The sequence below is a fragment of the Bacillus multifaciens genome, from assembly GCF_030756675.1.
Lineage (GTDB): Bacteria > Bacillota > Bacilli > Bacillales > Bacillaceae_G > Bacillus_A > Bacillus_A multifaciens.
This window is the reverse complement of record NZ_JAVBXD010000011.1, coordinates 64,170-89,938: the sequence shown is the minus strand read 5'-3', so window position 1 is coordinate 89,938 and position 25,769 is coordinate 64,170. Positions and strand designations below refer to the sequence as shown.

Genomic DNA, 25,769 nt, shown 5'->3' with positions numbered 1-25,769 from the left:
TTCCAAGAAAAAGGTATACATCTTATACTAAACTATTATTTAAAAAAGATTTTTCACATGTATTCTGAAACCTAAATCAATACCTCATTCATCCGTGCTACGTTTATATTATCCCAACTTCACCAAGCTGTAGTTCTTTTTCCCTTTACGGATAATAATAAATCTTCCATCAAATGAATTCTCTACCGTAACATCTGTATTTACATCCGTTACTTTGTCTCCATTCATCAAAATAGCTCCGTTATTAATATCTTCCCTTGCTTGACGTCTAGAAGGTTCAATTCCTAAGTCTACTAGCCACTCAACAATATTTTTCGTTTCCTTTGTAGCAGAGAAAGTCGGCATATCTTTAAAGCCTTGTTCAATTTCATCCGCAGTTAATGACTTTATATCCCCGCTAAATAATGCTTCTGTAATTTTTACTGCTTGCAAGAATGCGTTCTCACCATGAACAAATTTCGTCATTTCTTCTGCTAATACTTTTTGTGCTTCACGCTTATGAGGCTCAGTTTGAACTTTACCTGCTAATTCATCAATTCTATCTTTTGTTAAGAACGTGAAGAATTTTAAGTATTTAATGACATCACGATCATCTGTGTTCACCCAGAACTGGTAAAATTCAAATGGTGTTGTCTTTTCAGGATCTAACCAAACTGCGCCGCCAGCTGTTTTCCCAAATTTCGTACCGTCTGATTTTAAGAGTAGTGGAATGGTTAATCCAAAGACTTTTGCATCCGGTCCTTCTTTCTTACGGATTAAATCTAAACCACTAGTAATATTTCCCCATTGGTCACTACCACCAATTTGCAGTTGCACGTCTTCCTCTTTGTATAAGTGATGGAAATCCATCGCCTGGAGAATTTGGTATGTGAATTCTGTAAATGAAATGCCTGTATCTAAGCGGCTTGCTACAATATCTTTTGCTAACATACTATTAATACCGAAATTTTTACCGTAATCGCGTAAAAACTCAAGGATACTTATTTGATGCGTCCAATCGTAGTTATTTACCATTTTCACTTCGCTATTCCCGCCAAAATCAAATAGCTTCTGCATTTGCGCTGTTAACGCTTCGACATTATGCTGCACTTGTTCTAACGTTTGAAGCTGTCTTTCTGTTTGACGTCCACTTGGATCACCGATTGTCCCCGTTGCTCCGCCAATTAAAATAACTGGATGATGCCCAGCTAATTGGAAGCGCTTCATCATCATAAACGGAATTAAATGTCCAATATGCATGCTATCACCAGTTGGATCTACACCACAGTACAAAGAAATCTTTTTCTCTTCTACTAGTTTACGCAATCCTTCTGCATCTGTTTGCTGATTGATGGCATCGCGCCATTCTAATTCATCAATGATATTCATGTCTTTCCAGCTCCTTTAATTTGTAAATATTGTTTACTTTAAATTCCTAACAATAAAAAAGTCCCTATGTCTACATTCGACATAGGGACGATCTTTAACCGTGTTACCACCCAGATTGCATAAATAGCATTACTATTCATACCACTCTTGGCAATAATATCGATTGCCGCTCCGCTTAGCATTACCTAAGATACTCCAAAGTGTAATTCACAAGTTTGTTTGTGCTAGGTTCCAGCAACCCCTAGCTTTCTCGATAACAGTGACAAACTGCTACTGGGCTTTTTCATCGTATTTGAAATGTTAAATTATAGCCAATTATAGTAAATCAACATTTTATTGTCAATTATATACAAAAACATTTTGAAAAACCGACATAAAAACACCTTTCTTTTTAAGGAAGGGTGAGAGCATCTGGCCGTGCATAGAAGCGGTCGGGGCCTCTTCCTGCCACATGCGATGTTTTAAAACAAAGGGAAAAAGCGAGTACAGGTGGTGTTGCAGTCTGCATAACAGCGACTTATGTAGGTAATTCCCCTCTCCCCTACCCCTCACTCACTTCTACTAAATACACACCTTTTTCAAATCCGCCGCGCTCCGCTTCTTTCTCTTTACGAATGCGCTCAACATCTTCTAACGTTACACCTTCTGCCTTTGCCAACGCTTTAATTACTTCCAATGCATCTGCTAAAGAATCTAATGCATGCTCACGTTCTTGCATAGATGCAAACTCCCGCATTTCTTCTACGCCAATTTTCGATAGTTCTTCTATGTACTCTTGTTTACTTAATTTTTTCGACGTATATGTTTTACCAGACATTAAAATCATTTCTGGTACACGGTCGCGGACAATTTTATTATAGACTGACATGAGGACACCTCCGTTTTCTTCTATTTAAAAACACCCTAACTCTGCATAATATAAAAACCAATGTTTTTTTACACAAGCTGACGACATATAAATGCTAGATGACATGTGACGTATTTCTGGAAAGTGATAATTTTCATATTCTTTCTCTGGCACACCGTAAAAAGCGCGAAGATGATCTGGGACAACGCCATCATATAAATCTCCCATTCTCTCAATCTCACTTTGCATAGCTGCCTTTGGATTGCCAGATAGAAACATCGCAGTTCGAATTGCTGCGGTTGGTGTGCGGTGTAACAGCACATATATGAGTAGCCATGCACCTATTATGATCATGGTTATTCTTTTTTGTTTGCGACTCATTCACTTCTCCTTCTATCATTCAAAAAAAGTGCTAACACCATTATACAAAAAATGTGTTAACACTTTCTATTTTTGTAAAACTTTTATTCCCCTTTAAACACCGGTGGACGCTTCTCTAAAAACGCAGTAATTCCTTCTCTGTGGTCCGCTGTTTTTCTCATTGCATATTGACCGCGTTTTTCAAGCTGAAGCGATTGTTCTAACGAAGAACGATTTAATTCAGCCAAAATTTGCTTCGTTTGAATCATAGAAGCAATTGGCCTTTGCAGCCATTCGCTAATTTTTTGTTTCACTACATCTTGGAAATTCTCACCGACTACTTCATCAATCATGCCAATTTCAAGCGCTTCGCTTGCTGATAATTTCTTTCCTTCCCAAATGATCTCTTTTGCCATATGCTCTCCAAGACGTTTTTGTAGGAAGAAATGGCCGCCGCCATCTGGAATTAAAGCAATTCCAATAAAATTCATTGCAATAGTAGATGAAATATCAGCCATTACGCAATCAGCTGTTAAGGCAATACTAAGGCCAAGCCCTGCCGTTGGACCATGAATCGCACTAATCACAAGCTTTGGCATTGTATACAGCGTGACAATAATTTCTGAAATAGTATTCATAATGCCGTCAAACGCACTTTCATCTCCGCTTGCTAGCATCGATTTAATATCGCCGCCCGCCGAAAAGCCGCGGCCGTTTCCGCATAGCACAACGACATGAACAGAACTTTCAGCTACTTCTTTTAACTTTTGCAGCAGTTCTTTTAATGTTTGCTCATCTAATGCATTTAACACTTCTGGACGATTTAACATAATCGTCGCAACTCGTCCTTCATATTTTACAATTACTGATTCCGCCTTGCTCGAAACTGTCATAAACTCTCTCTCCTTCTATAATCTGTTATCCTTATATAATTATAGAAAGGGCTTTCAAATACCTTCTTTTTTCTTAATTTTCTGTCGAATTTACACTAAATTATTTTACATTTATTTACCATATTACTAAAATAGTGTATTGTGAAAAAGTAGCATACATTTATCCCGCTATTCATGGGCAGTAATACTCCCTCCTCAAAATTCAGCGAAAGCATTATCCAGTTCCAGTGGCTAGAAAGTTCGGTGGCTTCGCTTCTTCCCCCTCACATTCTGGACGAGCCACTTCCACATTTCTTTGTTGTCCAGCTCTAGCGGCTAGAATCTCCGGTCGTTTCGCCCCCTCGTACGAGGCAAAAAGCGCCTCTCCGCCCTGTGCGTAGGCGTCCTGCGATTCTGGGCGAGCCGCCTACGCTTTTCTAAAGAAGTTAGGTGGGAGATAAACTGCCCGTAAAAGCCCGATTGGTGAGGGCTGATAATCAGTGGGGGATGAAGAAAATCCCCACTGATTAAAGTTTCACTTTATTTCTTCGATTATGAAAGGGGACAAAATGGGTACGAAATTGATACAAAAGGAACAAAATTTCACGTATTTCTTTCTATTATTTATCGCACTGCAACCTGTCTTGGATTTGTTAACATCATTGTCAATTCAAATGTTACATATGGATGCAACGTTAAGTATTGTCGTACGTTTTAGCGTGATGCTTCTTGCGATGATCTATCTATTTATTTATCAGAAGAATAAAAAACCTCTCGTATATATTTGCCTACTAGGTGTTATCATGGCAGCTGGACTTCTTAATAATCTCGTTGTAAAACATCCAATTTCATTTGGAGAAGAAGTTAAGTTTATGGCCAAATGTATGTATCCAATCGTTATGTTGTTCGGATATATTCTTGTATTTAAAACTTTGCAAGGCAAGCAAAATTCGTACGATACATTATTACAGTATTTCTTATATGCCAGTTTATTCATGAGTATTATCATGGTCATTTCCATCGCAACTGGAACAGACTATCAAAGTTATACAATATCGGAAATCTCGAAAATCGGCTCGAAAGGATGGTTTTATGCTGCAAACGAAATCAGTGCCATTTTAGCCATTACATTCCCAGTTGTTGTCCTATATTCGATCCATAAGACAACTTCTTTTACGCAAGCATACTACTGGCTTCCGACAATACTAGCACTATATTCCAGTATTATGATAGGAACAAAGGTTGGATACATATCTAGTATTGTGACATTAGGAGTGGCACTATTCTTTTCGTTTATCGAATATATGATGAAGCGAGGCCGTCCGCAGCTCATTAATACAATCTTAGCCTTACTCGTATTAGGAGGAACCGCAATTGCAACGCCGTTTACTCCCATCGCCAAAAACATGGACATTCACTTACAATTCTATAACAAACAGCATGTAAATAAACAAGCCGAACAGCCTAGTAAACAAGAACAACAGCCTAGCAAACAAGAACAACAGCCTAGTAAACAAGAACAACAGCCTAGCAAACAAGAACAACAGCCTAGCAAACAAGAAGAACGAGCTTTAACAACTGGAGAAGTAAACAGTTTAATTTATAGTGATCGTGACCAATTTCTAAACATGCACCAAAAGTACTTTCAAGAAGCACCACTGTCACAAAAATTATTAGGCATGGGATATGCCGGCAACTATGAAAAAGCACCGAAAGTGATAGAAATGGACTTCCATGACCTATTCTTCTCGTTTGGAATCATTGGATTTATCCTGTACCTACTGCCATTTGTTTACTTCGGTATCAGGCTTATGTTTCGTATTCTCACAAACTTCAAGTCTATTTTAACGATAAAATATATGTTGCTTGGCACGACAATCGTACTTGCAATTGGCATCGCATTTACAGCTGGACATGTATTTACCGCACCGGCTGTCAGCATTTTCTTTGTTGCCTTGCTCGCTTATCTGATTGTGGACTTACAAGCAGAGTGATATAATGAACCATCATATTATTAATACAATTGCAGAGGACCTACGTTAACTTTTGAAGAAAAATTAACAGCTGAAGAAGTAAACAGTTTAATTTATACTTAAATAAAGACAGCTATCCTACTAGATAGCTGTCCTTTTCTACTCCTTATTATATTTTCTTTTTCCATACCCCCATCATAAGAGCTGATGTAACAGATCCTATCAATATTGAAAGAATATATAACATCGGTTTATTTACTAACATAATAACAAACAAGCCACCGTGAGGAGCCGGTAATGTAATTCCAAACAACATCGATAATGCACCAGCAAGACTCGAACCAACTACACAACTTACGATCACACGAATTGGATCTGCTGCCGCAAACGGTATTGCTCCTTCAGTAATAAATGAAGCTCCCATAATATAGTTCGTCAAACCTGACTTACGCTCTGCTTCTGTAAATTTCGCTTTAAAGAATGTAGTCGCAAGTGCAACTGCAAGTGGAGGTACCATTCCACCAGCCATAACAGCCGAATGTATACCAAAGTTCCCAGCCTCAATTGCCGCAATGCCAAATGTAAATGCTGCTTTATTAATTGGACCTCCCATATCAATAGCCATCATACCGCCTAAAATGAGTCCTAACAATACAGCATTTGTACCACCTAAACCATTTAACCAACCCGTTAATGCTTCATTCAGTGCAACTACAGGTGGGTTTACAATTTTCAGCATAAGAACACCCGTAATTAATAACCCAAAGACTGGATATAATAAAACTGGTTTAATCCCCTCTAACTGTACTGGTAAATTCGCAAATAGTTTCTTCAAACCAAGAACAACATATCCAGCTAAGAAGCCAGCAATTAACCCACCTAAAAAACCAGCGTTTGCTTGTGCTGCTAGAAATCCACCGACAATACCTGGCATAAATCCTGGGCGATCTGCGATAGAGCTAGCAATAAATCCTGCTAGTATTGGAACAAGAAATGCAAACGCACCTGTTTTCCCACCACCAATACTCATCAAAACCTCTGCAATTGGACCTTCTGCTTTAATTCCACCAAAGAAAAATGCTAGTGCAATTAAAATCCCGCCCCCAACTACAAACGGTAACATATTACTTACACCATTCATTAAATGCTTATATATACCCAATCCTTTTTCTTTTTCCGCTCCTTCTGTTTTTCCACTTTCTTTTATCCCTTGAAAAACCGGAGCATCTTGATTCACAGCACGCTGAATGAGCTGTTCTGATTTTCGAATACCATCTGCAACCGGCACCTGAATAACATGTTTTCCAGCAAAACGATTCATTTCCACTTGCTTATCCGCCGCAACAATAACTACTGTTGCACGTTCAATATCTTCTTTTGTTAGTTCATTTTTCACGCCAGTTGAACCATTCGTTTCTACTTTAATCGCAATCCCTAATTCTACTGCTTTTGCTTTCAAACTATCTGCAGCCATATATGTGTGAGCGATACCAGTTGGACACGCTGTTACCGCTAACACATAGGGTTCATTTTCTTCAGGCTTCATCGTTTCAGTTTGTTCTTCCTTTTCATTCTCTTTTTCATCAAATAAACGAAGAAGTTCTTCTTTACTTTCCGCTTCTAAAAGTTGTTTTCGAAACCCTTCATCCATTAATAACGTAGATAAACGTGATAATGTTTCTAAGTGCGTATTATTCGCTCCTTCACTTGCAGCAATCATAAAGAATAAATGAGCCGGTTGTCCATCAAGTGATTCATAATTGACACCGCTTACACTTCGACCAAAACAAATAGCAGGTTGTTTAACTGCTTTTGTTTTGGCATGAGGGATAGCAATCCCTTCTCCGATTCCTGTTGTACTTTGCATCTCACGTTGTAAAATGGCCTCTTTAAACTCTGATTTACTATTTAATCTGCCAGCCTTATTTAATTTCTCTACTAATTCATCAATGACAGCTTCTTTAGTCGAAGCCATCAAATCCATAATGATTGTATCTTTTTTTAGAAGTTCTGTAATTTTCATATACTGTTCCCCCTATCGCTTTGTAACGATTACTTGCGGTAATAATTCTTCCACCTTATCTTTTGTACATAAGTCTGCCGAAAATGCTGTTGCACTCCCTGTTGCAACACCATAACGAAATGCTTCTATCACATCTTTTGTTTTTTCATATATCCCTACAAAGCCTGCAACAAGAGAATCTCCTGCTCCAACAGAATTAATGACTTTTCCTTTTGGTACAGTTGCTTCATAGACACCTTCATTTGTAAACAATAAAGCACCATCCCCGGCCATTGAGACAATTACATTTTGTACACCCTGCTCAATTAATTTTTTTCCATATGGAAGAATTTCTTCGACTGTTGAAAATTCTTCTCCAAACAATTCTCCAAGCTCATGATGATTCGGTTTTATTAAAAACGGTTTATTTTTCACTACATGCTCTAAGGCACTGCCACTTGCGTCAACAACTACTTGAATACCATGTTCTGCTCCGTAAGCAGCTACCGTCTCATAGAAGTTTTTTGGAACAGAAGACGGTACACTACCAGCTAATACAACACAATCTCCGGCCTGCATATTCTCTATTTTTTTCATGAATTGCTCAAACTGTACATCGGTAATGATAGGTCCTTGTCCATTTAACTCTGTTTCTTCCTGACCCTTTATTTTCACGTTAATTCGTGAATCCCCGTCTACTTGTACAAAATCAGTACTAACATTTTCACTTTTCAAAGCCTCTTTAATAAATTGTCCTGTGAATCCTCCCGTGAAACCAAGGGCTGTATTCGAGACACCAAGACGATGCAGCACGCGGGATACATTAATTCCTTTTCCCCCTGGAAACTTCATGTCGTTCTTCGCTCGATTCACTGCTCCTAGCATGAAAGAATCCATTTGAACAACATAATCAATGGATGGATTTAAAGTAACGGTATAAATCATTGTTTATCAACCTCAATCACATTCGTTTTTCGTTTATATTCTTCTAACTCTTCTTCTAATACGTTTGTAATAATCATTGCCTCTTCAATATTAGCGATTTTCGCAAACGCAACTTCTGAAAATTTACTTTCATCTATTAAAAAATAACCTTCATTCGCTAATGTTAATGCCATTTTTTTCAGCAATGCTTCCTCTGGATCTGGCGTTGTATATCCGAGTTGCTCATGTACGCCATTTGCTCCCAAGAAACATTTATCAAAGCGATATTTCTGCATACTCTCCTGCGCCATGGCACCAATTAGAGCTTTCGTTCGACTCTTCATCATTCCACCAAGTAAATATGCCCGAATATTATTTTCAACTAAAGCCTCAATATGCATTAGCCCATTTGTAACAACTGTAACGTCTTTATTTGTTAAATATGGAATCATTTCAAATGTTGTACTTCCCGCATCTAAATAAATACAATCACCTTGTTCAACAAACGATGCAGCACAACTTGCAATTTGTTGCTTGATTTGAACGTTTTTGGATGATTTTTCAACCATCGTAGGCTCTTCACCTTTTCCGGTCAATACAGCAGCCCCGCCATGGACTCTCTTTAATAAACGTTGTTTTTCTAATTGCGCTAAATCACGACGAATTGTTGATTCTGAACTTTTTGTTTGTTCTACCAACTGTTGCAATTTCACTACTTTTTTCTCTTTCACAAGCTGCAAAATTAGTTGATAACGTTCCGGAGTTAGCATATTACTCACCTCACCTTTGATTACAGTATAATGAAAGCGAATCCAAAAATCAACCAAAAACATTCAAAAGCAACCATAAATAATCAATACCAATTATTAACAACCAAAACGACCTTATAGCGATGCTCTACAGATCTTTACTACATCTTCTTAACGTTTTGAAGTTTCACCATCCGTCAGCATGTTCTTTGTCTTATTGTTCGCTTATTTAATTGTGGACTTACAAGCAGAGTGATATAATGAACCATCATATTATTAATTACAATTGCGGAGGGTTTATGATAACTTTTGAAGAAAAATTAACGATTATCGAATCATTTCCAGAGCTAGAAAGAAAAAGTGTCTCTCTAGGACGCATTAATTTTCATTACGAAGAAAGCCGCCTAGACAAAAAGAACGTCGTGTTCCATTTACACCCGAACGGAAATGGCTTCGTATACGCGGGGCATCTGAAAGGCTACAAAACGAATGATAAAGGAATGGTGAACATCCGTGATTTTTCAGCGGAAGAACTTCGCTCCTTACTTGAAAAATCAATTGCTGGCCTTTCACAAGAACCAGTTGAAGAAGTTGCAATTGCGGAGAACTTTCAAGAAGAAGAGTGGGTAAATGAGGACAAGCATATCTTAACTCTTATTAAAGAAGATGAAGATATGTGGAACGTTTATGCTGGAATACAGTTAGATGGTACATTCAACTCTTACAAAGAAGCAGCACAATACCTTGATGAAGAGGGATTTAGACGTAAATCATAACCATCCGGTTTGCACAAAGACTATGGTACTTACACATCCATTTTATATGTGCCACTTTATTAGCCAAAGATACTCACTTTCTATCCTTATTTTAGAGGCTTGAACAATCTCTATATAAAAAGCGAAAGTGAGTTTTTTCATATAACAATTTATTCCCCCCGTATAGCGGAAAAGGGGGGATTTTATGTTTCTCCCTCTTCAGGCTCAACAAACTAAAGTCCATAATAAAAAAGCAAGACCAAAAGTCGTGCTTTAAAAATAAAGAAACTAGTGCATATATGATACAACTACCTCTGATCTATTTCATCTTAACGTTTGTAAATTTTTCTTATTTTTTTGTATATTTCGTCCAAGGAAATACGCTTATGTTTCACTATATACTTGGATATCTAACGTTCCATCTTGACGAACAGATTTAATAAGGATATCTATTGTCCCTTTTCCTCTTCCTTCAAAATAACCAAAAATAGTCACTTTGTGTATTTTTTTATTATGATCTTGATAATTTAAAGTTAAAGTATTTTCTCCTACATCTTTTAACTTAATTTTAGTTTTATATTGTTTATTAGAATGAATAGTAGGTATCATAAATGTTTGAAGTTTACGACCATCAGTAATTGTAAGATTTCCAATATCTTGATCTGTTTTATTATTAATTGTAATATCAAAACCACTATTAAAAAATAAAAAATAGACTGCCCCTACAAGTAGAATACTTATTAACGCCAAAAATGTATAAAATTTATTTTTTTTCATCATTTTTTTCTCTCGGATAAATTTTATACAATTCTTGAATATCTTGGTTTAATTGTTTTTCAATTCGTTCTGATCCTACTTTTTTCAGCATAATATCCCCCTTAATATTTCATATTCACAAAAATATTTTACATTCTGTAATATACAAAATTCAATGATTTTTTACATTTTAAATGTAATTATAGTAAAAATATACATCTTTAGTGGGATTTAGTTTGATGGTAATATAGCAGGACCAACTATTAGAGAAAAAATGCAATCAAATGAATCGCTACATCAATATGGATAATTTAACCATAAGAATTCGAATAAAAAACGCTCTTTCCAAGTAGGAAGAGCGTTTTTTCTCTTTATCCTAACAGCGCAAGAAGCTCACTCAGTTCCTTCTCAGTCAAATCTCGCCACTGTCCTGTTTCTATTCCGTCTACTGTTATGTTCATAATCCGAATGCGCTCTAATCTCGTAACGGTATAGCCAAATGCGCGGCACATCCGGCGAATTTGTCGGTTCATCCCTTGCGTCAAAATAATGCGGAATACAAGGTCGCTGATCCGATATATATCACACGGATTCGTTTTTCCATCGCGAATTGTGACGCCGCCGGCCATTCCTTTTAAGAACGCATCGTCAAACGGCTTATCAACTGTGACAATATATTCTTTCTCGTGACCGTACTCGGAGCGCATCATTTTATTTACGATATCACCGTCATTTGTCATTAAAATTAATCCTTGTGATGCTTTATCTAAGCGGCCAATTGGAAAAATGCGTTCTGGATAATTTACAAAATCGATAATATTTCCTTCAATATGCTTCGCCGCTGTACAAGTAATCCCTACTGGTTTATTGAATGCAATATAAATAGGATGCGTCTTCTTCGGAATCGGCTTCCCATCAACAAGGACGATATCGTCAGGCTCTACTTCTTGCCCAGGCTCACAAATTTCGCCGTTCACCGTAATTCGCTTTGCAGCAATGAGACGATTCGTTTCTCTTCTTGAATAATAACCTGTTTCACTAATTAATTTATTAATTCTCATGCAAAGTTCCTTTCCTTATTTACGCTTTTCCCATTCTACCATGAATGGGAAAAGCAAAAAAATGCACAGCTTCAACATCAAGCTGTGCATCCTCTTTCCATTATGATTTCTTCGCTTCCTTCAACGATTCACGAAGTATAAACTTCTGCAATTTCCCACTCGCATTACGCGGAAGTTCTTCGGCAAATATATAATGACGAGGGCGTTTATAATCAGCTAACTCATCACTTTCCTTACAGTAACGCTCTAATTCTTCTTCTGTTAATGACTGATCTTTCTTCACAACTACCGCGACAACGCGCTCGCCCCATAGTTCATCCGGTTCTCCAAGTACCGCCACATCTAACACACCATCATGACTATGCAAGAAGTCTTCAATTTCACGCGGATAAACGTTCACGCCGCCGCTAATGACCATATCATCAACGCGATCTGCTACGTATAAATAACCATCTTTATCGAAGTAGCCAAGATCACCAGAATGATACCAGCCTTTATACATGACTTTTTTCGTTGCTTCTTCGCGGTTATGATATCCAGCCATCATACTTGGCCCGCGTACAATGATTTCTCCAACTTCGTAAGGCGCAAGGATATCGTCTGGTTCGGATGGTTCATCTTCATTTGACTTCACGATGCGCACTTCATGGCTAAAACAAGGTGTACCCGCTGATCCTGCTTTTGTAATTTGATCTTCTTCTACAAGAAACGCGATAACAGGGCCAAATTCTGTCATTCCGTAAATTTGTACAAGATCGATATACAGACGGTCTTTACATTCCTTCACAAGCGCCGGCGCCATTGCTGCTCCGCCGTAAATTCCAATCTTCATCGAAGTTAAATCGTATTCTGTTAAATCTTCTTGCAGCATCATGTTCCACATTGTCGGCGCCCCAAAGAATGTTGTAATTTTTTCTTTTTGAATTGTTTCTAACACTGTTTTCGTATCAAAATGATGCAAAATTACATTTTTCCCGCCAACTTGAATGCGCGGTAAAATACCAGCGTTCAATTCGCCGCAGTGGTATAGCGGTGCAACAACTAACCCGACACTATCGCGTGTATATTTTATATAATATGTACAAATCATACTATGTTCAGCCATGTCTCGGTGGCGGTGCAGCACCCCTTTTGGATTCCCAGTCGTCCCGCTCGTATATAACATAGAGCAATAATCCATTTCATCAACTTCAATATCAATTGGTTCTGCTTTTTCCTCATTTACTTTTTCATGATAAGAAGCTGCATAAGACGGCGTGTCCTCTTCAATATACCAAAATGAAGTATGCGGAAAGTCACGTTCAATTAAAGCAATTGTTGATTCAACTTCTTTTTCAAACACAACAACTTTAGAGGAGGCATCTTGCAATATATAAGAAACTTCTTTTGCTTTTAAACGGAAATTAATCGGGTTAAAGATTGCGCCAATCTTTGCACAAGCGAGATAAACAGTTACAAATTCATTTGAATTATATAAGTAAACAGAAACGCAGTCCCCTTTTCGTACGCCTTCTGCAAGAAGTGCGTTTGCCGTTTTATTTACCTCCATATCCCACTGTTTATATGTCCAGCGAATGTTTTTTGCAGGTTCTACCAACGCTTCTTTCTGTGGATATTTTTGCACAGCTAAATCAAAAATTCTGCCAACAGTCATGTACATACCGCATGTTCCCCCTTTTAATTTTCATAATTTTATGAATTCGTTCACAAATAGACATTTCCTGCTCAATTTTACTTCCTTTTTCTGATCATTCTCGACAGCGTTTTACAATATTGTTATGATGGCTTTTGTAGCAGGATTAAAAACTGTAGTCTCTGAATCTAATACAAAGAAATATGCTGGATACATTATGGAGGTAATTCAAATTTTCGCTCCTCTATAAAATCAGTTTTTGAAAGGTAAGAAAAATATGACAGATGATTCAAATGAACCAAACAAAAAAAGTCAAGAATTAGAAGAGAAAAATCAAAAGTTAATGGAAACAATTGATATGCTAGAAAGAGAATTAGATAAAACACAAACAAAATTATCACAGATTCAACATACAGTAGAAAAAATTGTTCAAATTGCTTTTCCTAATGATTTTAAACTGGATTTAGATTATATTTCTTTAATACAATGCTTGAATGGTGACGAATCCCATCAAATAAAATTGCTCCCTTATCACATTGAAAAACACTATCGTAAAACGGGAGAAGCTCCAACTCTAGAAGAATATCATAATCAGTTGCTTGAACTTTTAAAAATTGAAGGAAGCGATAAGATAAATTATCCTATCGAGCTTTCAATAAACATGTTAAATAATTTAAAAGATCCTATATATATGAATAGATTTACCTTTCTTAATAAAATTTTAGAAGATTGAAAAAAGCTTAACAAAGTATATATAAATCCAATTTATTTTTTTTACATATAGATTGCTACTATGAAAAAAGGAACCTGCACTTGTTTGCTCTTTTTGGTTTTCGCTGCGCATATGGCAGAAATAGGCCCTGACCGATTCTATGCATGGCCAGTTGCTCTCGCCCACCGAAAAAGAAAAGGGTTTTTATGTTAGTTTTTCAATTTGCATCTATATATGTACTTGTTGACCTTTTTTAGTGGGAGTGACAGGGTAGCTTTCATAATCCGGAAAGTAACTTACTAGAAAATCATCACTGCGAACGCTTTTCGGATAAATCCACTAATGACGGTTACCAAAAATCACAGTTATTAATAATAGATAGATTACTTAAAAAGGAATACGGAATAATAAAGAAAAATCAAAATTTTCATTTCAAATTAAACGAAACATTAACTTATATGTAATGACGATTCTTATATATGAGATAAACACTTATTTTCATCATATAAAGTATTAACATACTGTTTTAAGTTCTTGATGAATAATAGAATCTCTTGACCAGACATTCTAGCATGTTGAAGATGAAATATGTTTCCTTCTCCGATTTCTAACTCGTTTGAAGTCAAAGTAATAGGGATATTCCTAAAGATATGCCACGGAAAATACAAGTGTACAAAAGTTTCTCTAAAATATATACCCGATTGACAAATTAATACGCCATCCGATCCTTTACTCAAATTACCAAGGACAGACGTATCTAAAAAAGCAATGATTTCTTCTTCTTTCGAAATAATGTATCGTTCTAAAATTTTCTTTAACTTTTTGTCTGAAATGTGAGTGCCTACAAACAAGCCATTATCAGTTTCTAATAATTCATCATACTTCTCAAACAAAGTGCAGATTGATTTTATCTCATCAATTTTTATAACTGGATGTATATCATTTTGCTTTGAATTATGGAATGAACTTCTAAGAGTTATAAGTAGTTCTTTAAATAACAGTGGTGGATAATCACTCCCGTTAATATTAAAACTTTTTTGTGCATCAAAAGATAAATAAGCATCTTTGTCAATTTCGATTTGTTGCACTTCATTTAATTTATCCCATTTCATATTCCCTTTACCTAATAACCAATTTTTCCAATATAAACCCGAACTTGTAAAGTAAACACCATATTTTCCTGAGCCAAACAAATTGCAACTTAAAAAAGCAATAATTCGATCGTCCTTTGGTATAGAGAAACGTTTTTTCGCAATTGATAAGAAATCTTCAGGTATTCTGCTAACATAAAATCTAGACTGTTGATATTCTAAACAAATATCAGTTAAACGATTAATATCTATATTTAACATGATAATTCCCCGTTTCTTATATATTTTCAATATAGTAAATCATAACATTATTAGGTAAATATTTACAATTAAATTTCACTTGAACTGAAAGGTATTCTGTTGGATTCTATATAAATCCAACTTGACTTTCCAACACACAAGTCGCCGCCATGCTAAACAAAAAATAACCTCCTACTTTCGTTCCCTCTTTGTTTGAACTTCGCACGTGGCAGAAAAAGGCCCTGACCGCTTCTACTCACGGCCAGACGCTCAGGGCAACCTAAAAAGCAAAGGGGGTTTATGTCAGGTTTTTAATTTGTGTTTATATATAATCAATTAATATTAAATTGAAAAACTGCACCTCCAATTGTTAGACACTGTCTAACAATTGAGGTGCAGTTCATATTGGTAACCTCTTATCCGAATAACTCTTGTAAAATTTTAAGCTTATCTTCTGTATACTTTATATAACCATCATTATATGATTTTGGATCTTTCGGGTTCGCGAAGTGCGTAATCGCCCCTGTCTTTGGATGAACAAATTTACTTGATGCACCGCAGCCAAGACCGATAATAGACTGCACTTCTTCCATGATCACGATGTTATAAATACTTTCTTGACTTGGCATTGCATAGCCAACGTTCTCTAAGTTACCTAAAATATTCTTTTGGCGATATAAATAATACGGTACGTAATTATGCTCTTTCGTCCACTCCTCTGCTTCGTGCATCATCGCTGTAATCTCTTCGCGGCCTGCTACTTTATATTTGCGCTTATTTTGCGTCATTTCAGAAGCACGCTTAAAGGATAATGTATGCACCGTTAACGATTCTGGCATAAGCTTTTCTGTTTCTTCTAGTGTATGTTTAAAGATATCTAATCCTTCACCTGGAAGACCGATAATTAAGTCCATATTAATATTATTCATACCCATTTCGCGAGCAAGATGATACTTTTCAATCGTCTCTTCTACTGTATGATGACGTCCAATTGCTTTTAATGTTTCTTGATGGTACGACTGCGGATTAATACTAATACGGTCGATATTCCATTTGTTTAACACATCTAGCTTCTCTGGTGTAATCGTATCTGGACGCCCTGCTTCTACTGTTACTTCACGAACTTGCTTCACATCTGGGAACGACTCATACATTTCTTCATACAGCATGTCCATTTCTTCTGCTGTAATACTTGTTGGCGTACCGCCGCCGTAGTAAATCGTCGTTACTTTCACGCCTTTTTCTTTTAAAAACTTACCAATTTCACGAACTTCATAATGTAAACCGCCTAAGAATGAATCAACAGATCCTTGGCGTCCATTAATCGCATACGCTGGGAATGTACAATATGCACATTTCGTTGGACAAAACGGAATCCCAATATAAATACTTACTTCTTCTTTTAAACGATATAAATCTGGAACAACAGCTAATTGACAATCCACAATGCGCTGCATCAGCTCAATTTTTTCATCGTGAATTAAATAGCTTTCACGCAGTTCATTATGTGCTGCTTCTTTCGTCATACCGCTTTGCAGCATTTTATGAAGAAGCTTCGTTGGACGCACACCCGTTAAAATGCCCCACTTTTGCTCCACGCCTGTTAACTGCTGAAGAACAGATAAATATACATAAGAAACAACATGCTTCACTTGCTTCATACGTTCCTTTTCTTCCGTAAAGGACGATAAATCTTTAGAAAATGTCTCTTCATATACGTTTCCTGTCAGGGTTTCTGTTAAACGAGCAGAAGCCGTTACATTTCCTTCTATATTTATATCAACAATGATATTTGCATCTTCTTGTTCAAATGCTACCGTACTTTCCTCAAAAAATAAGCCGCTAATATTTTGCAGCGGACGTAAAAAACGATCATCTTGTAACGTTTTAATTGAAATTAACAACAATCATCACCTTTTCTATTTTCAAACTTCCTTTAGTTTACTTGAAGGGTGATAGGAGGTCAACAAGGAACTCCTGGGATGGGAAAACCCCTCTTTTTTTAAATAGGCAAGAGGATCTGGCCATGTGTGGAAGCGGTTAGGGCTTTTTTCTGAGGTGTATCTATGTCGAATATTGTAGAGTGGTCTTTAAATCGTGTCGAAACGCCGATATATCCAAAAAGTCGCCGATATATGAAAAATCTCAGGCACCTGCCTGAGATTTCTTATTACCATCGCTTCATTTGCAAGTGATTGTTTAAGAACTTAATTGGAAACTGTTTTCGAAAGTGCTCTTTGATCATGTATTGTACGCCGTTTTCATTATTGGAGCGCGTGATCCAATCGGCTGCTTTTTTCAATTCGATTGGGGCATTTCCCATGGCTACTCCTAATCCAACGCTTTCAATAACATCTAAATCTTCGAGACCATCGCCAATGGCTACCATTTCTTTTAATTCAATATTAAGATGCTCGCCTAATAATTGCAGCCCGCGTAATTTCGATACATGAGGCGGTACGATTTCGATTTGTACGTTTCCACACTCGATAAACTCCACATTTTCAAATGATTTTTGTAAAGTCGTAAGTGCCCGCTGCTTTTCACTTTGACTTGCAAATGTCACATCAATTTTCGGAGCAGCGACTGGTTGATCGCGCAGGGCATCGCCAAGCGAATCTACAAATTGAACCGGATAAAAGAGCGGATCGGAAGTAGATAAAACTGTTCGAGCAATTAAATTTGGCGTATGCTGATGGCGATTGCCAATCGAAAATCTTTCGTGAGAAATGCGCACGTTACATTCAAAATGTTCGAGTACTTGCACAATATTAAACGTTGTTTCTTCCGATAATCGTTTTTGGATTAACGGTTTATCTAATGAAGATGAAATAAATGCACCGCCATGCGTCACTAATATGGAATCCAATTTTAATGATTTCGCTACTTTGTGAGCAGATTGAAAGTTTCGGTTCGTAAAGAGTGTAACGTATACACCTTTTCTCTTTACAAACTCAATCGCTTCACGTGTTCCTTTTTGAAGCTTTCCATTTGAAAGCAGTAATGTTCCATCTATATTAAGAGCTAACAAACGATAAATCATGATGCAGTACCCCCTTTTCTTAGCTGCACTGTTCTATCATTAATTTATGAAACAATAATGTTAATTAGAACGAATTAGCATTTGTGCGGTGAATTTGCTTTAATAAGAGATAAAGCTGCGAAAGGAGTTTTCTAAATGAAATGGCCACTCTCTTTGTATGAAGGCGATACATTAGACGTTGCGAAACGGTTGCTTGGACATAAACTCGTTCACGTTGTAGATGGCGTAAAACGAAGCGGAATCATTATCGAAGTAGAAGCATATAAAGGACCTGATGATAAAGCAGCCCATAGCTATGGCGGCCGCCGCACAGAACGAACAGAAATTATGTACGAATCTCCTGGGCACGCTTATATATATCTTATTTATGGTATGTATCATTGTTTTAATGTCATTACAGCACCGAAAGGGATTCCGCAAGGTGTGTTAATTCGGGCATTAGAGCCGGTAGACGGCATTGAAGAAATGAAGCAAGCAAGATACGGAAAAACAACAATTACAAAATCACAGTTCAAAAACTTAACAAACGGACCAGGGAAACTATGCAAAGCAATGGGAATTACGTTAAAACAAAAAGGAATTCTCCTTACGGGTGATGAGCTATATATGGAACAGATTTCTCCAGAACAGCACCTTTCTCATACATATAACATCATCGCAGGCCCGCGCATTAATATTGACTACGCCGAAGAAGCAGTGCATTATCCATGGCGTTTTTACTTTCAAGGGCACCCGTTTGTTTCAAAATAAAAAAGGCACTTCAAAAGTGCCTCTTCCTTACGATTGCATATATACGTTATATAAATCTTCAAGCGGCTTCATGATGATTTTGTTTACGTCGCCGATTAAAACATTTAAACGTTGCTCTGCTTGCATTAAGTTTGTAATTTTTGCGTTTTGTTGTACTAATGCTACAACTTCTTGCGCTTTTTGGTTATCTTCGTCTGTTAATTGCTCGCCTTGCATCATTTTTTGTTGAAGCTCCATTTGCATCATGCGGAAACGCTCAAATAGTTGTTTCGCATCTGCGTCTGCTTGTACTTCTGCATAGCTCACTTTTAATGATTGAAAATCAGGATGTTCTGCAATTGCTTTTTGTAATTCATACGCAACATCATGCATATTGTTTGCCATTCTATATATCCTCCTTGCAATGCGATACATTGTCACATTGTTTATATGTTTTCGTTCCTTACATACTCTTCCTACGATATCAGACTATGTATCATATGTGAAGTAATTTCACTTTATGACATTATAATTAATAATATGCCTTGCAGGGCTCCAATTAAACCGCCAAGTAATGCACCTAAATACGTAATCATTTTCAATTCACTTTTTGTAATAGATAAAACTAATTCTTCTATACGCTCAATTGGAAATGATTCTACTTCTTGCTGGACAATATCAGCTAAATGCAAACGCTGCATAATATCCCCGATATGATTCGTCGCCCACTGTACCCCCTTGCGCACAGCACTTGGAATCACATTATTTCTTACATTGTCATAAATCGGAGCACATACATCACGAACAGATTGATTGAATACAGTACTTACCGTTTGTTCCACTTTCACAAAAGACAGAATGCCTTTCAGGACAGTTTCTTTTGAAACGAACGCTTCTACTTCACTCACTTCACGCTGTTTCAGCTTTTCCCACTCTTTTTTCATCACATCAGATAGCAATTGTTTCGTTCCCTCTTGCTGCAAGAATTTAATTACTTCTGGCTGCAACTTGTCGACTAAACTTACATTCCCTAAAAACATGCCCACTAAATTTAATAATGTCCCGCGCGATGCAAAAAAGTCATCAATCATTTTAGAGAGACGCTGCTTGCCTTCTTCACTTTCAAAGAAATCGACAGCTTTTCGAATCATAAAAGCAGCTGCATCTGGCATTTTTTCATCAATCTTTTCGTGAACAGACAGCGGCAAGGCTTGTTCCCACGTATACGCACGATATGTTTCAAATAATGAATCTACTTTATGTATGATGATGCCTTCAATTTGCTTTGTAACGCGTTCTTCCATATGAATCATATCCAGCTTCTCTAACACTTCGTGCAACGTTTGTTCATTCATCAGAAGCTTGTCCGCTGCTGTTTGTCCCCATCCAATCAGCTCTTGCTGGAACGACTCATTTGTTAACTTCTTCTCAATTCCTTCTGGTGTTAATAAATGATCAACAACCATCTTCCCTAATTGTACAGCTAACTCATCCCGGCGCTTCGGAATTAATCCAGGTGTAAAGGGCATCCGAAACTTTCCAATATATTTTGGATGATGCGGTCGAAATAACATTTTAATGGCAAGATGATTCGTATATCCCCCAATAACCGCGCCTATTCCTGTTGTTGTTAACAGATTTAGCCACATATTCACAATATATCAACCTTCCGTTTCTCAAATATACATACCCTTCATTATAACTGCTATACAATGCGCCAGCAAACAAGATACTAGTCGATTCATCAAAAATAGTACTCATAGTTGGTATAAGACACATTTCTTTGAATATTCTCAAGTAGATACATGTTTAGCACCCTATAAAAGGAGGTTGTCTTATGGTTCTCGGACTATTAACATCACGTTTCCATCATGAGCAAGAATACTACACAGAAATTGCAAAACGCGCCTGCTTCCATCATATTACCGTTGCACAGTTTACTCCCTTTAGTATCAATCCCCAAACAGAGCTTGTGAACGGACTTGTTTTTGATGCCAATCAGCAAGATTGGGTAGAAGAGCAATTCCCCATTCCATCTCACATATACAACCGATGCACATACAAAACTGAAAAAAATGTGAAGAAGGCGCTCCCTATTATTAAATGGTTGCAAAACCGCCCGCAATCCGTATTTTTAAACGCCGAACTTCCAATTGAGACCAATGTATATGAAATTCTTGCAAAAAATAAAAAACTAGCACCATATATCCCCGCAATCAAACACGCAAATGAAAAGACAACTCTGCAGCTATTACAAACCAAAAAAGATGTGATTTTAAAGCCCTGTCATCCATTCTCCAAACAAAGCATACACCACATTTCTTATCAAAACCGTATGTTCCATGTTACTGCATTAGAACAAAATCAATTTCCAACAAAAACATACGAAACAAAAGAACCATTTTTCTCTTGGTTACAATCGTCGCTGCAAACATGTGAGTATAACGTACAATCGATGGTCCGAACATCTCCTGTGCATATTCGTTCTTTTTTACAAAAAAACAAAAGCGGTATATGGGAAGAACAAGCAAAGCTAATCCAAATAGACGACACACCATATTCTTTCTTATTTCCTCTTACACAGCAAATACGTTTTATTCCGTTTACGAGGTGGCAACATCAGCTATCTAAAATTGACTTTACCCTATTGCAAGATAGTTTACACATTATTACGAAAGAGGTACCTGAAGCGTTAGAAAATGCCTTTTCTCATCTATTTGAATTAGAACTTTCCATTGTAATGGACAATAAAGGTGCCGTTTGGCTCTATCTAATAAATCCGAATCCTACTTATACTCCTTTTACCAAACATAATATTGATTTGGCTGAAAAAGTATTTACCGCGCCGCTTCATTATTACCATCATCTAAATCTAAACAAAAACAGTAAACTAGAACTGTAGATAAGCGAAAAAACCCGTCTCAACTTTTTGCTGAGACGGGTTTTCATATAAGTTGTACAGTAACTTCGGTTTGCTTTTCACAAACCGGGCAATATAAAAGATGAAGGCAATACCGCTCTGAGTCATGTGCAGATAATCCATCAACTTTCTCTAGCAGCTCTTGGTCCTGATATGCACTATATGGTCCTATATAATCGACTGTTTTCCCGTAATCTTGCATTTGGCTCGTACATGTAGGACAAGTATATTCGTTATACGCTAATGCATTACAAAGCGGACAAATCGCCATTTTGATTCCTCCAAAAAAGGGACGGTATTCCCGTCCCCTATAGCCATTTTCATTTATTTTTGGAAACCGCCTAAATGTTGCTCTGCATAAGATACAAGACGTTTTGTGATTTCACCGCCAACAGATCCGTTTGCACGTGATGTTGCATCTGGGCCAAGTTGTACGCCAAACTCAGTTGCGATTTCATACTTCATTTGATCTAAAGCACTTTGTGCACCAGGAACTGCAAGACTATTGTTTTTAGCCATGTTATCTCACCTCCTTGTATTGGTGTACTCATAGTATGTAAAAGCATCATTTTTCTATGCAAACAGAACATGTGTAATTTTTGGCATTATTTCAATTTACAAATTTTACAAAATGATAACTCGCATATCTTTCTACGTATCATCCATACTATGATTACAACCACTCCACACGATGGATTAGTGCCAAACGGGGCAATCCTGGTTCAACTCCAGCTAATCCAACCAAAACTCACACTAAGGAGGACATATCCTATGACAACTCAACGTTCTAATCAATTAGCAGTACCTGGTGCACAGAATGTTCTAGACCAAATGAAATACGAGATTGCAACTGAATTTGGAGTAACATTAGGTGCTGATACAACAGCTCGTGCAAATGGTTCAGTAGGTGGAGAAATTACAAAGCGTTTAGTAGCAATGGCTGAACAAAGCCTTGGCGGATTTCAAAAATAAATATATATGGCAAAAAGGTCTCAAGCATCGCTTGAGACCTTTCTATATACACAAACATAAAACCACTCTTCTTCTTTAGAGAAGGGCGTGAGCAACTGACCATGCATAGAAGCGGTCAGGGCCCTTTCCTGCCACGTCCGTTGTGAAAACAAAGCGAACAAACGAGTATATATCACTTTTCGTTTTACATAACAGCAACTTGGATGCTGAAAAATCAAAATGGATCTATATATTACTGTAACATTTGTAAAAACTTCTTCGTCCGCTCTTCTTTCGGATGTACCAAAACTTCTTCTGGTGTTCCTTGTTCAACGATGACACCACCATCCATAAAAATAACACGGTTTGCAATTTGATGTGCAAAGCGCATCTCATGCGTAACAATGACCATCGTCATCCCTTCCTGGGCAAGTTCTCGCATTACTTTTAGCACTTCTTGCACAAGTTCAGGGTCAAGCGCTGATGTCGGTTCATCAAATAAAATGACTTGCGGCTCCATTGCCAGCGCACGCGCAATCCCTACGCGCTGCTGCTGTCCACCTGAAAGCTGAAATGGATATAAATCCATCTTATCGCCGAGTCCCACTTTTCTTAAAAAGTACTCTGCTTTTTCTTTTGCCTTCTCTTTTGAAACTTTCTTCACCGTAACAAGGCCTTCCATTACGTTTTCACGCGCTGTAAAATGCGGGAATAAGTTGTGATGTTGAAACACCATACCAGTTTGCGTGCGCAAGTTTACGATATCACGCTTCGTCACCTTTTTCGAAAAATCAAGTGTTTCCTCACCGATTCGAATAACACCGCTATTCGGCGTTTCTAGTACGTTTAGACAACGAAGCAATGTTGTCTTTCCTGAACCAGAAGGCCCAATAATTACAACGACTTCACCTTTATCTACGGCCATATCAATTTGCTTCAAAACGGTGTTATCACCGAAACTTTTTTGTAAATGTTGAATTGAAATCATAGAAACAAAAACTCCTTTTAACAAGGATTATTTTAAAACATAACGCTCTGTTCGTTTTTCAAGCACTTGCTGTACAATCGATAATACGAAACAAATGACCCAGTAAATCAGTCCTGCTTCAGTATAAACGATTAAGAATTCATAGTTTGTCGCTGCAATTTCCTGCGCTTTTCGAAACATTTCCGTTACTAAAATTAATGACGCCAGCGATGTGTCTTTAATCAAACTAATAAATGTATTGGAAAGAGGCGGAATGGAAACGCGCGAGGCCTGCGGCAAAATAATGCGGCGCAGCGCTTGCGGGTACGACATACCAATTGTATACGCAGCCTCCCATTGCCCTTTCGGAATCGATAAAATCGAAGCGCGAATAATTTCTGAAGCGTATGCCCCGACGTTTAAAGAAAATCCAATAATCGCTGCTGGAAAGGAATTAATTGTAATCCCTATTGTCGGCAGCCCATAAAAAATAATAAACAACTGAACAAGAAGCGGTGTACCGCGAATAATAGATACATAGATGCGTGCAATCCATTCTAGCACACGATTTCCAGAAATGCGGCATAGCGCTGTTAACGTCGCTAACGCTAAACCAATTACAAATGAAATCAATGTCAGCGGTATCGTATCAGAAATAGCACCCTTCAGCATAGGCATGAAGGATGCTTTTGTTATATCAACCCAAACAGATAATCGATCTAAATCCAATATAGCATTACTTAGATACATCTTCACCAAACCATTTCTTCGATATTTTTTCGTATGTGCCGTCTTTTTTCATATCATTTAATGCTTTATTTACTTCAGCAACTAATTTGTCGCTGCCTTTACGGAACATGAAACCACTTTTTGATGCTTCTTTTTCTGTATCAACAATTTTTACTTTTGCATCTGGTTTTGTTTTTAAGTAATTCAATACAGATAAACGATCATTAATTGTAAAATCAACGCGGCCAGAGTTTAATAATTCAACCGCTTGGTTAAATCCTTCTACCCCAACGATTTCTGCACCGTTTTTCTTTGCAATGTCGCTGAAGTTACTTGTTAAAGACTGTGCTGCTTTTAAACCTTTCACATCTGTAAATGTCGCTGGTTTATCTTTATCTTTTGGAATCACAAGTACTGCTGAAGATGATACGTATGGACTAGAGAAGTCATATTTCTTTTGGCGATCTTCACGAATTCCGACTTCGTTCGCAATCATATCAACACGCTTTGCATCAAGCGAAGCAAATAAACTATCCCATTGTGTTTCTTTAAATACTGCTTTCGCGCCAAGACGCTTTGCTACTTCTTCTGCAATTTCAACATCAAACCCAGTTAACTTTCCACTTCCATCATGGAATGTGAACGGCGGGTATGTACCTTCTGTTCCAACAACAAGCTCTCCGCTCTTCTTAATTTGGTCAAGCGCATCTTTGCTCGTGCTCTCTGCTGTATTATCTTTTGCTTGTTTTCCGCAACCTGCTACGACTCCTATAACAAGTAGTGCAAGTACGAAAAATGAAAGTAATTTTTTCATAATGACAATCCTCCAAGTATTCTGATAGGAATTAAAGAATAATGTGATGAATCTATTCTATTCAATCTTTCAACATTTTTCAATCAAAATGTTTTCACTTAGTGTATCCTTTTTATGCAAAATCAAACAAAATTAAATACAGACATAAAAAACCTCTCTTTTTTAGATAGGCGAGAAGTTCTGGCCATGCATGAAGCGGTCAGGGCCTTTTCCTACCTCGGACGTCATTCAAACAAATAGAGAATCCTAGCGCAGGTCACTTTTTGTTTACAT

General features: G+C 37.3%; 26 protein-coding genes and 1 other annotated feature. Of the genes, 6 read left to right on the top strand and 20 right to left on the bottom strand.

From position 1 onward, the window contains the following. Nucleotides 1–108: 108 nt before the first annotated feature. The 4 genes from tyrS to Q9306_RS09735 form a co-directional block, all read right to left on the bottom strand. A complete protein-coding gene (gene tyrS / locus Q9306_RS09750) occupies nt 109–1,368 on the bottom strand; it encodes a tyrosine--tRNA ligase (RefSeq protein ID WP_306197730.1) in 1,260 nt (419 codons plus the stop codon). A gap of 80 nt (nt 1,369–1,448) precedes the next feature. Continuing rightward, nucleotides 1,449–1,664, bottom strand: a binding site (T-box leader). Nucleotides 1,665–1,909: 245 nt separating this feature from the next. Further along, nucleotides 1,910–2,236, bottom strand: a complete 327-nt coding sequence (locus tag Q9306_RS09745; protein WP_306197728.1) for a nucleoside triphosphate pyrophosphohydrolase — start codon at nt 2,234–2,236, stop codon at nt 1,910–1,912. Between the two features lie 24 nt (nt 2,237–2,260). Further along, nucleotides 2,261–2,596: a hypothetical protein gene (locus Q9306_RS09740; protein ID WP_306197726.1), complete on the bottom strand. Its 336-nt coding sequence runs from the start codon at nt 2,594–2,596 to the stop codon at nt 2,261–2,263. Between the two features lie 83 nt (nt 2,597–2,679). Next, a complete protein-coding gene (locus Q9306_RS09735; protein ID WP_306197724.1) occupies nt 2,680–3,468 on the bottom strand; it encodes an enoyl-CoA hydratase in 789 nt (262 codons plus the stop codon). Nucleotides 3,469–4,016: 548 nt separating this feature from the next. On the opposite strand from Q9306_RS09735, the gene Q9306_RS09730 reads away from it, so the two are divergent. Then, entirely contained in the window at nt 4,017–5,441 is a 1,425-nt protein-coding gene (locus tag Q9306_RS09730) for an O-antigen ligase family protein (protein ID WP_306197722.1), read from the top strand. Nucleotides 5,442–5,589: 148 nt separating this feature from the next. On the opposite strand, the gene Q9306_RS09725 is transcribed toward Q9306_RS09730, so the two are convergent. The 3 genes from Q9306_RS09725 to Q9306_RS09715 are packed head-to-tail and all read right to left on the bottom strand — an operon-like array spanning nt 5,590 to nt 9,116. Further along, nucleotides 5,590–7,443, bottom strand: a complete 1,854-nt coding sequence (locus tag Q9306_RS09725; protein ID WP_306197720.1) for a PTS fructose transporter subunit IIABC — start codon at nt 7,441–7,443, stop codon at nt 5,590–5,592. 12 nt (nt 7,444–7,455) lie between these two features. Further along, on the bottom strand, nt 7,456–8,367 hold the full coding sequence (gene pfkB / locus Q9306_RS09720; protein ID WP_306197718.1) for a 1-phosphofructokinase: 912 nt from the start codon (nt 8,365–8,367) through the stop codon (nt 7,456–7,458). Then, the gene (locus Q9306_RS09715) at nt 8,364–9,116 is read right to left on the bottom strand and encodes a DeoR/GlpR family DNA-binding transcription regulator (RefSeq protein WP_306197716.1); all 753 of its coding nucleotides are present in this window, start codon (nt 9,114–9,116) and stop codon (nt 8,364–8,366) included. The genes pfkB and Q9306_RS09715 overlap by 4 nt, the downstream gene beginning before the upstream one ends. A 278-nt stretch (nt 9,117–9,394) precedes the next feature. Between Q9306_RS09715 and Q9306_RS09710 the strand changes: the two genes are divergently transcribed. Further along, nucleotides 9,395–9,871: a hypothetical protein gene (locus tag Q9306_RS09710; RefSeq protein WP_306197714.1), complete on the top strand. Its 477-nt coding sequence runs from the start codon at nt 9,395–9,397 to the stop codon at nt 9,869–9,871. Nucleotides 9,872–10,234: 363 nt separating this feature from the next. Here the strand turns inward: Q9306_RS09710 and Q9306_RS09705 are convergent, their stop codons facing one another. From Q9306_RS09705 to Q9306_RS09695, 3 genes are all read right to left on the bottom strand, one after another. Further along, nucleotides 10,235–10,627 (bottom strand): hypothetical protein, encoded by a 393-nt coding sequence (locus Q9306_RS09705; RefSeq protein WP_306197712.1) that lies wholly within the window; start codon nt 10,625–10,627, stop codon nt 10,235–10,237. A gap of 350 nt (nt 10,628–10,977) precedes the next feature. Continuing rightward, nucleotides 10,978–11,667, bottom strand: coding sequence for a pseudouridine synthase (locus Q9306_RS09700; protein WP_306197709.1), 690 nt, complete (start codon nt 11,665–11,667; stop codon nt 10,978–10,980). Nucleotides 11,668–11,767: 100 nt separating this feature from the next. Further along, entirely contained in the window at nt 11,768–13,327 is a 1,560-nt protein-coding gene (locus Q9306_RS09695) for a fatty acid--CoA ligase (RefSeq protein ID WP_306197706.1), read from the bottom strand. A gap of 250 nt (nt 13,328–13,577) precedes the next feature. Between Q9306_RS09695 and Q9306_RS09690 the strand changes: the two genes are divergently transcribed. Continuing rightward, entirely contained in the window at nt 13,578–14,033 is a 456-nt protein-coding gene (locus Q9306_RS09690; RefSeq protein WP_306197704.1) for a hypothetical protein, read from the top strand. Between the two features lie 452 nt (nt 14,034–14,485). Here Q9306_RS09690 and Q9306_RS09685 read toward each other — a convergent pair whose 3' ends face one another. The 3 genes from Q9306_RS09685 to Q9306_RS09675 all read right to left on the bottom strand — a co-directional run bounded on the left by Q9306_RS09685 (nt 14,486) and on the right by Q9306_RS09675 (nt 18,386). Next, on the bottom strand, nt 14,486–15,364 hold the full coding sequence (locus Q9306_RS09685; protein WP_306197702.1) for a hypothetical protein: 879 nt from the start codon (nt 15,362–15,364) through the stop codon (nt 14,486–14,488). A gap of 395 nt (nt 15,365–15,759) precedes the next feature. Further along, nucleotides 15,760–17,250, bottom strand: a complete 1,491-nt coding sequence (locus Q9306_RS09680) for a coproporphyrinogen III oxidase (RefSeq protein WP_306197700.1) — start codon at nt 17,248–17,250, stop codon at nt 15,760–15,762. A gap of 263 nt (nt 17,251–17,513) precedes the next feature. After that, the gene (locus Q9306_RS09675; RefSeq protein WP_306197698.1) at nt 17,514–18,386 is read right to left on the bottom strand and encodes a Cof-type HAD-IIB family hydrolase; all 873 of its coding nucleotides are present in this window, start codon (nt 18,384–18,386) and stop codon (nt 17,514–17,516) included. A 135-nt stretch (nt 18,387–18,521) separates the two neighbouring features. Here Q9306_RS09675 and Q9306_RS09670 point away from each other — a divergent pair, with 135 nt between their 5' ends. Next, nucleotides 18,522–19,136 carry a DNA-3-methyladenine glycosylase gene (locus tag Q9306_RS09670; RefSeq protein WP_306197696.1) on the top strand — a complete coding sequence of 205 codons (615 nt, stop codon included), beginning with the start codon at nt 18,522–18,524 and terminating at the stop codon, nt 19,134–19,136. 27 nt (nt 19,137–19,163) lie between these two features. Here the strand turns inward: Q9306_RS09670 and Q9306_RS09665 are convergent, their stop codons facing one another. Then, nucleotides 19,164–19,520, bottom strand: a complete 357-nt coding sequence (locus Q9306_RS09665) for a YlbF/YmcA family competence regulator (protein ID WP_306197694.1) — start codon at nt 19,518–19,520, stop codon at nt 19,164–19,166. Between the two features lie 113 nt (nt 19,521–19,633). Beyond that, the gene (locus Q9306_RS09660; RefSeq protein ID WP_306197780.1) at nt 19,634–20,764 is read right to left on the bottom strand and encodes a DUF445 domain-containing protein; all 1,131 of its coding nucleotides are present in this window, start codon (nt 20,762–20,764) and stop codon (nt 19,634–19,636) included. A 188-nt stretch (nt 20,765–20,952) separates the two neighbouring features. On the opposite strand from Q9306_RS09660, the gene Q9306_RS09655 reads away from it, so the two are divergent. Then, a complete protein-coding gene (locus Q9306_RS09655) occupies nt 20,953–22,017 on the top strand; it encodes a YheC/YheD family protein (RefSeq protein ID WP_306197692.1) in 1,065 nt (354 codons plus the stop codon). A 43-nt stretch (nt 22,018–22,060) separates the two neighbouring features. Here the strand turns inward: Q9306_RS09655 and Q9306_RS09650 are convergent, their stop codons facing one another. Together Q9306_RS09650 and Q9306_RS09645 are read right to left on the bottom strand one after the other, a co-directional pair. Next, nucleotides 22,061–22,306 carry a hypothetical protein gene (locus Q9306_RS09650; protein ID WP_306197688.1) on the bottom strand — a complete coding sequence of 82 codons (246 nt, stop codon included), beginning with the start codon at nt 22,304–22,306 and terminating at the stop codon, nt 22,061–22,063. A gap of 53 nt (nt 22,307–22,359) precedes the next feature. After that, entirely contained in the window at nt 22,360–22,554 is a 195-nt protein-coding gene (locus Q9306_RS09645) for an alpha/beta-type small acid-soluble spore protein (protein ID WP_306197686.1), read from the bottom strand. A 252-nt stretch (nt 22,555–22,806) separates the two neighbouring features. On the opposite strand from Q9306_RS09645, the gene Q9306_RS09640 reads away from it, so the two are divergent. Further along, nucleotides 22,807–23,007, top strand: coding sequence for an alpha/beta-type small acid-soluble spore protein (locus Q9306_RS09640; RefSeq protein ID WP_098917366.1), 201 nt, complete (start codon nt 22,807–22,809; stop codon nt 23,005–23,007). 232 nt (nt 23,008–23,239) lie between these two features. Here the strand turns inward: Q9306_RS09640 and Q9306_RS09635 are convergent, their stop codons facing one another. The 3 genes from Q9306_RS09635 to Q9306_RS09625 are packed head-to-tail and all read right to left on the bottom strand — an operon-like array spanning nt 23,240 to nt 25,496. Beyond that, nucleotides 23,240–23,974 (bottom strand): amino acid ABC transporter ATP-binding protein, encoded by a 735-nt coding sequence (locus Q9306_RS09635; RefSeq protein WP_306197683.1) that lies wholly within the window; start codon nt 23,972–23,974, stop codon nt 23,240–23,242. Between the two features lie 27 nt (nt 23,975–24,001). Further along, nucleotides 24,002–24,703, bottom strand: coding sequence for an amino acid ABC transporter permease (locus Q9306_RS09630; RefSeq protein ID WP_306197776.1), 702 nt, complete (start codon nt 24,701–24,703; stop codon nt 24,002–24,004). Then, nucleotides 24,690–25,496 (bottom strand): amino acid ABC transporter substrate-binding protein, encoded by an 807-nt coding sequence (locus tag Q9306_RS09625; RefSeq protein ID WP_306197681.1) that lies wholly within the window; start codon nt 25,494–25,496, stop codon nt 24,690–24,692. Before Q9306_RS09625 ends, Q9306_RS09630 begins: the two co-directional genes overlap by 14 nt. Nucleotides 25,497–25,769 lie beyond the last annotated feature (273 nt).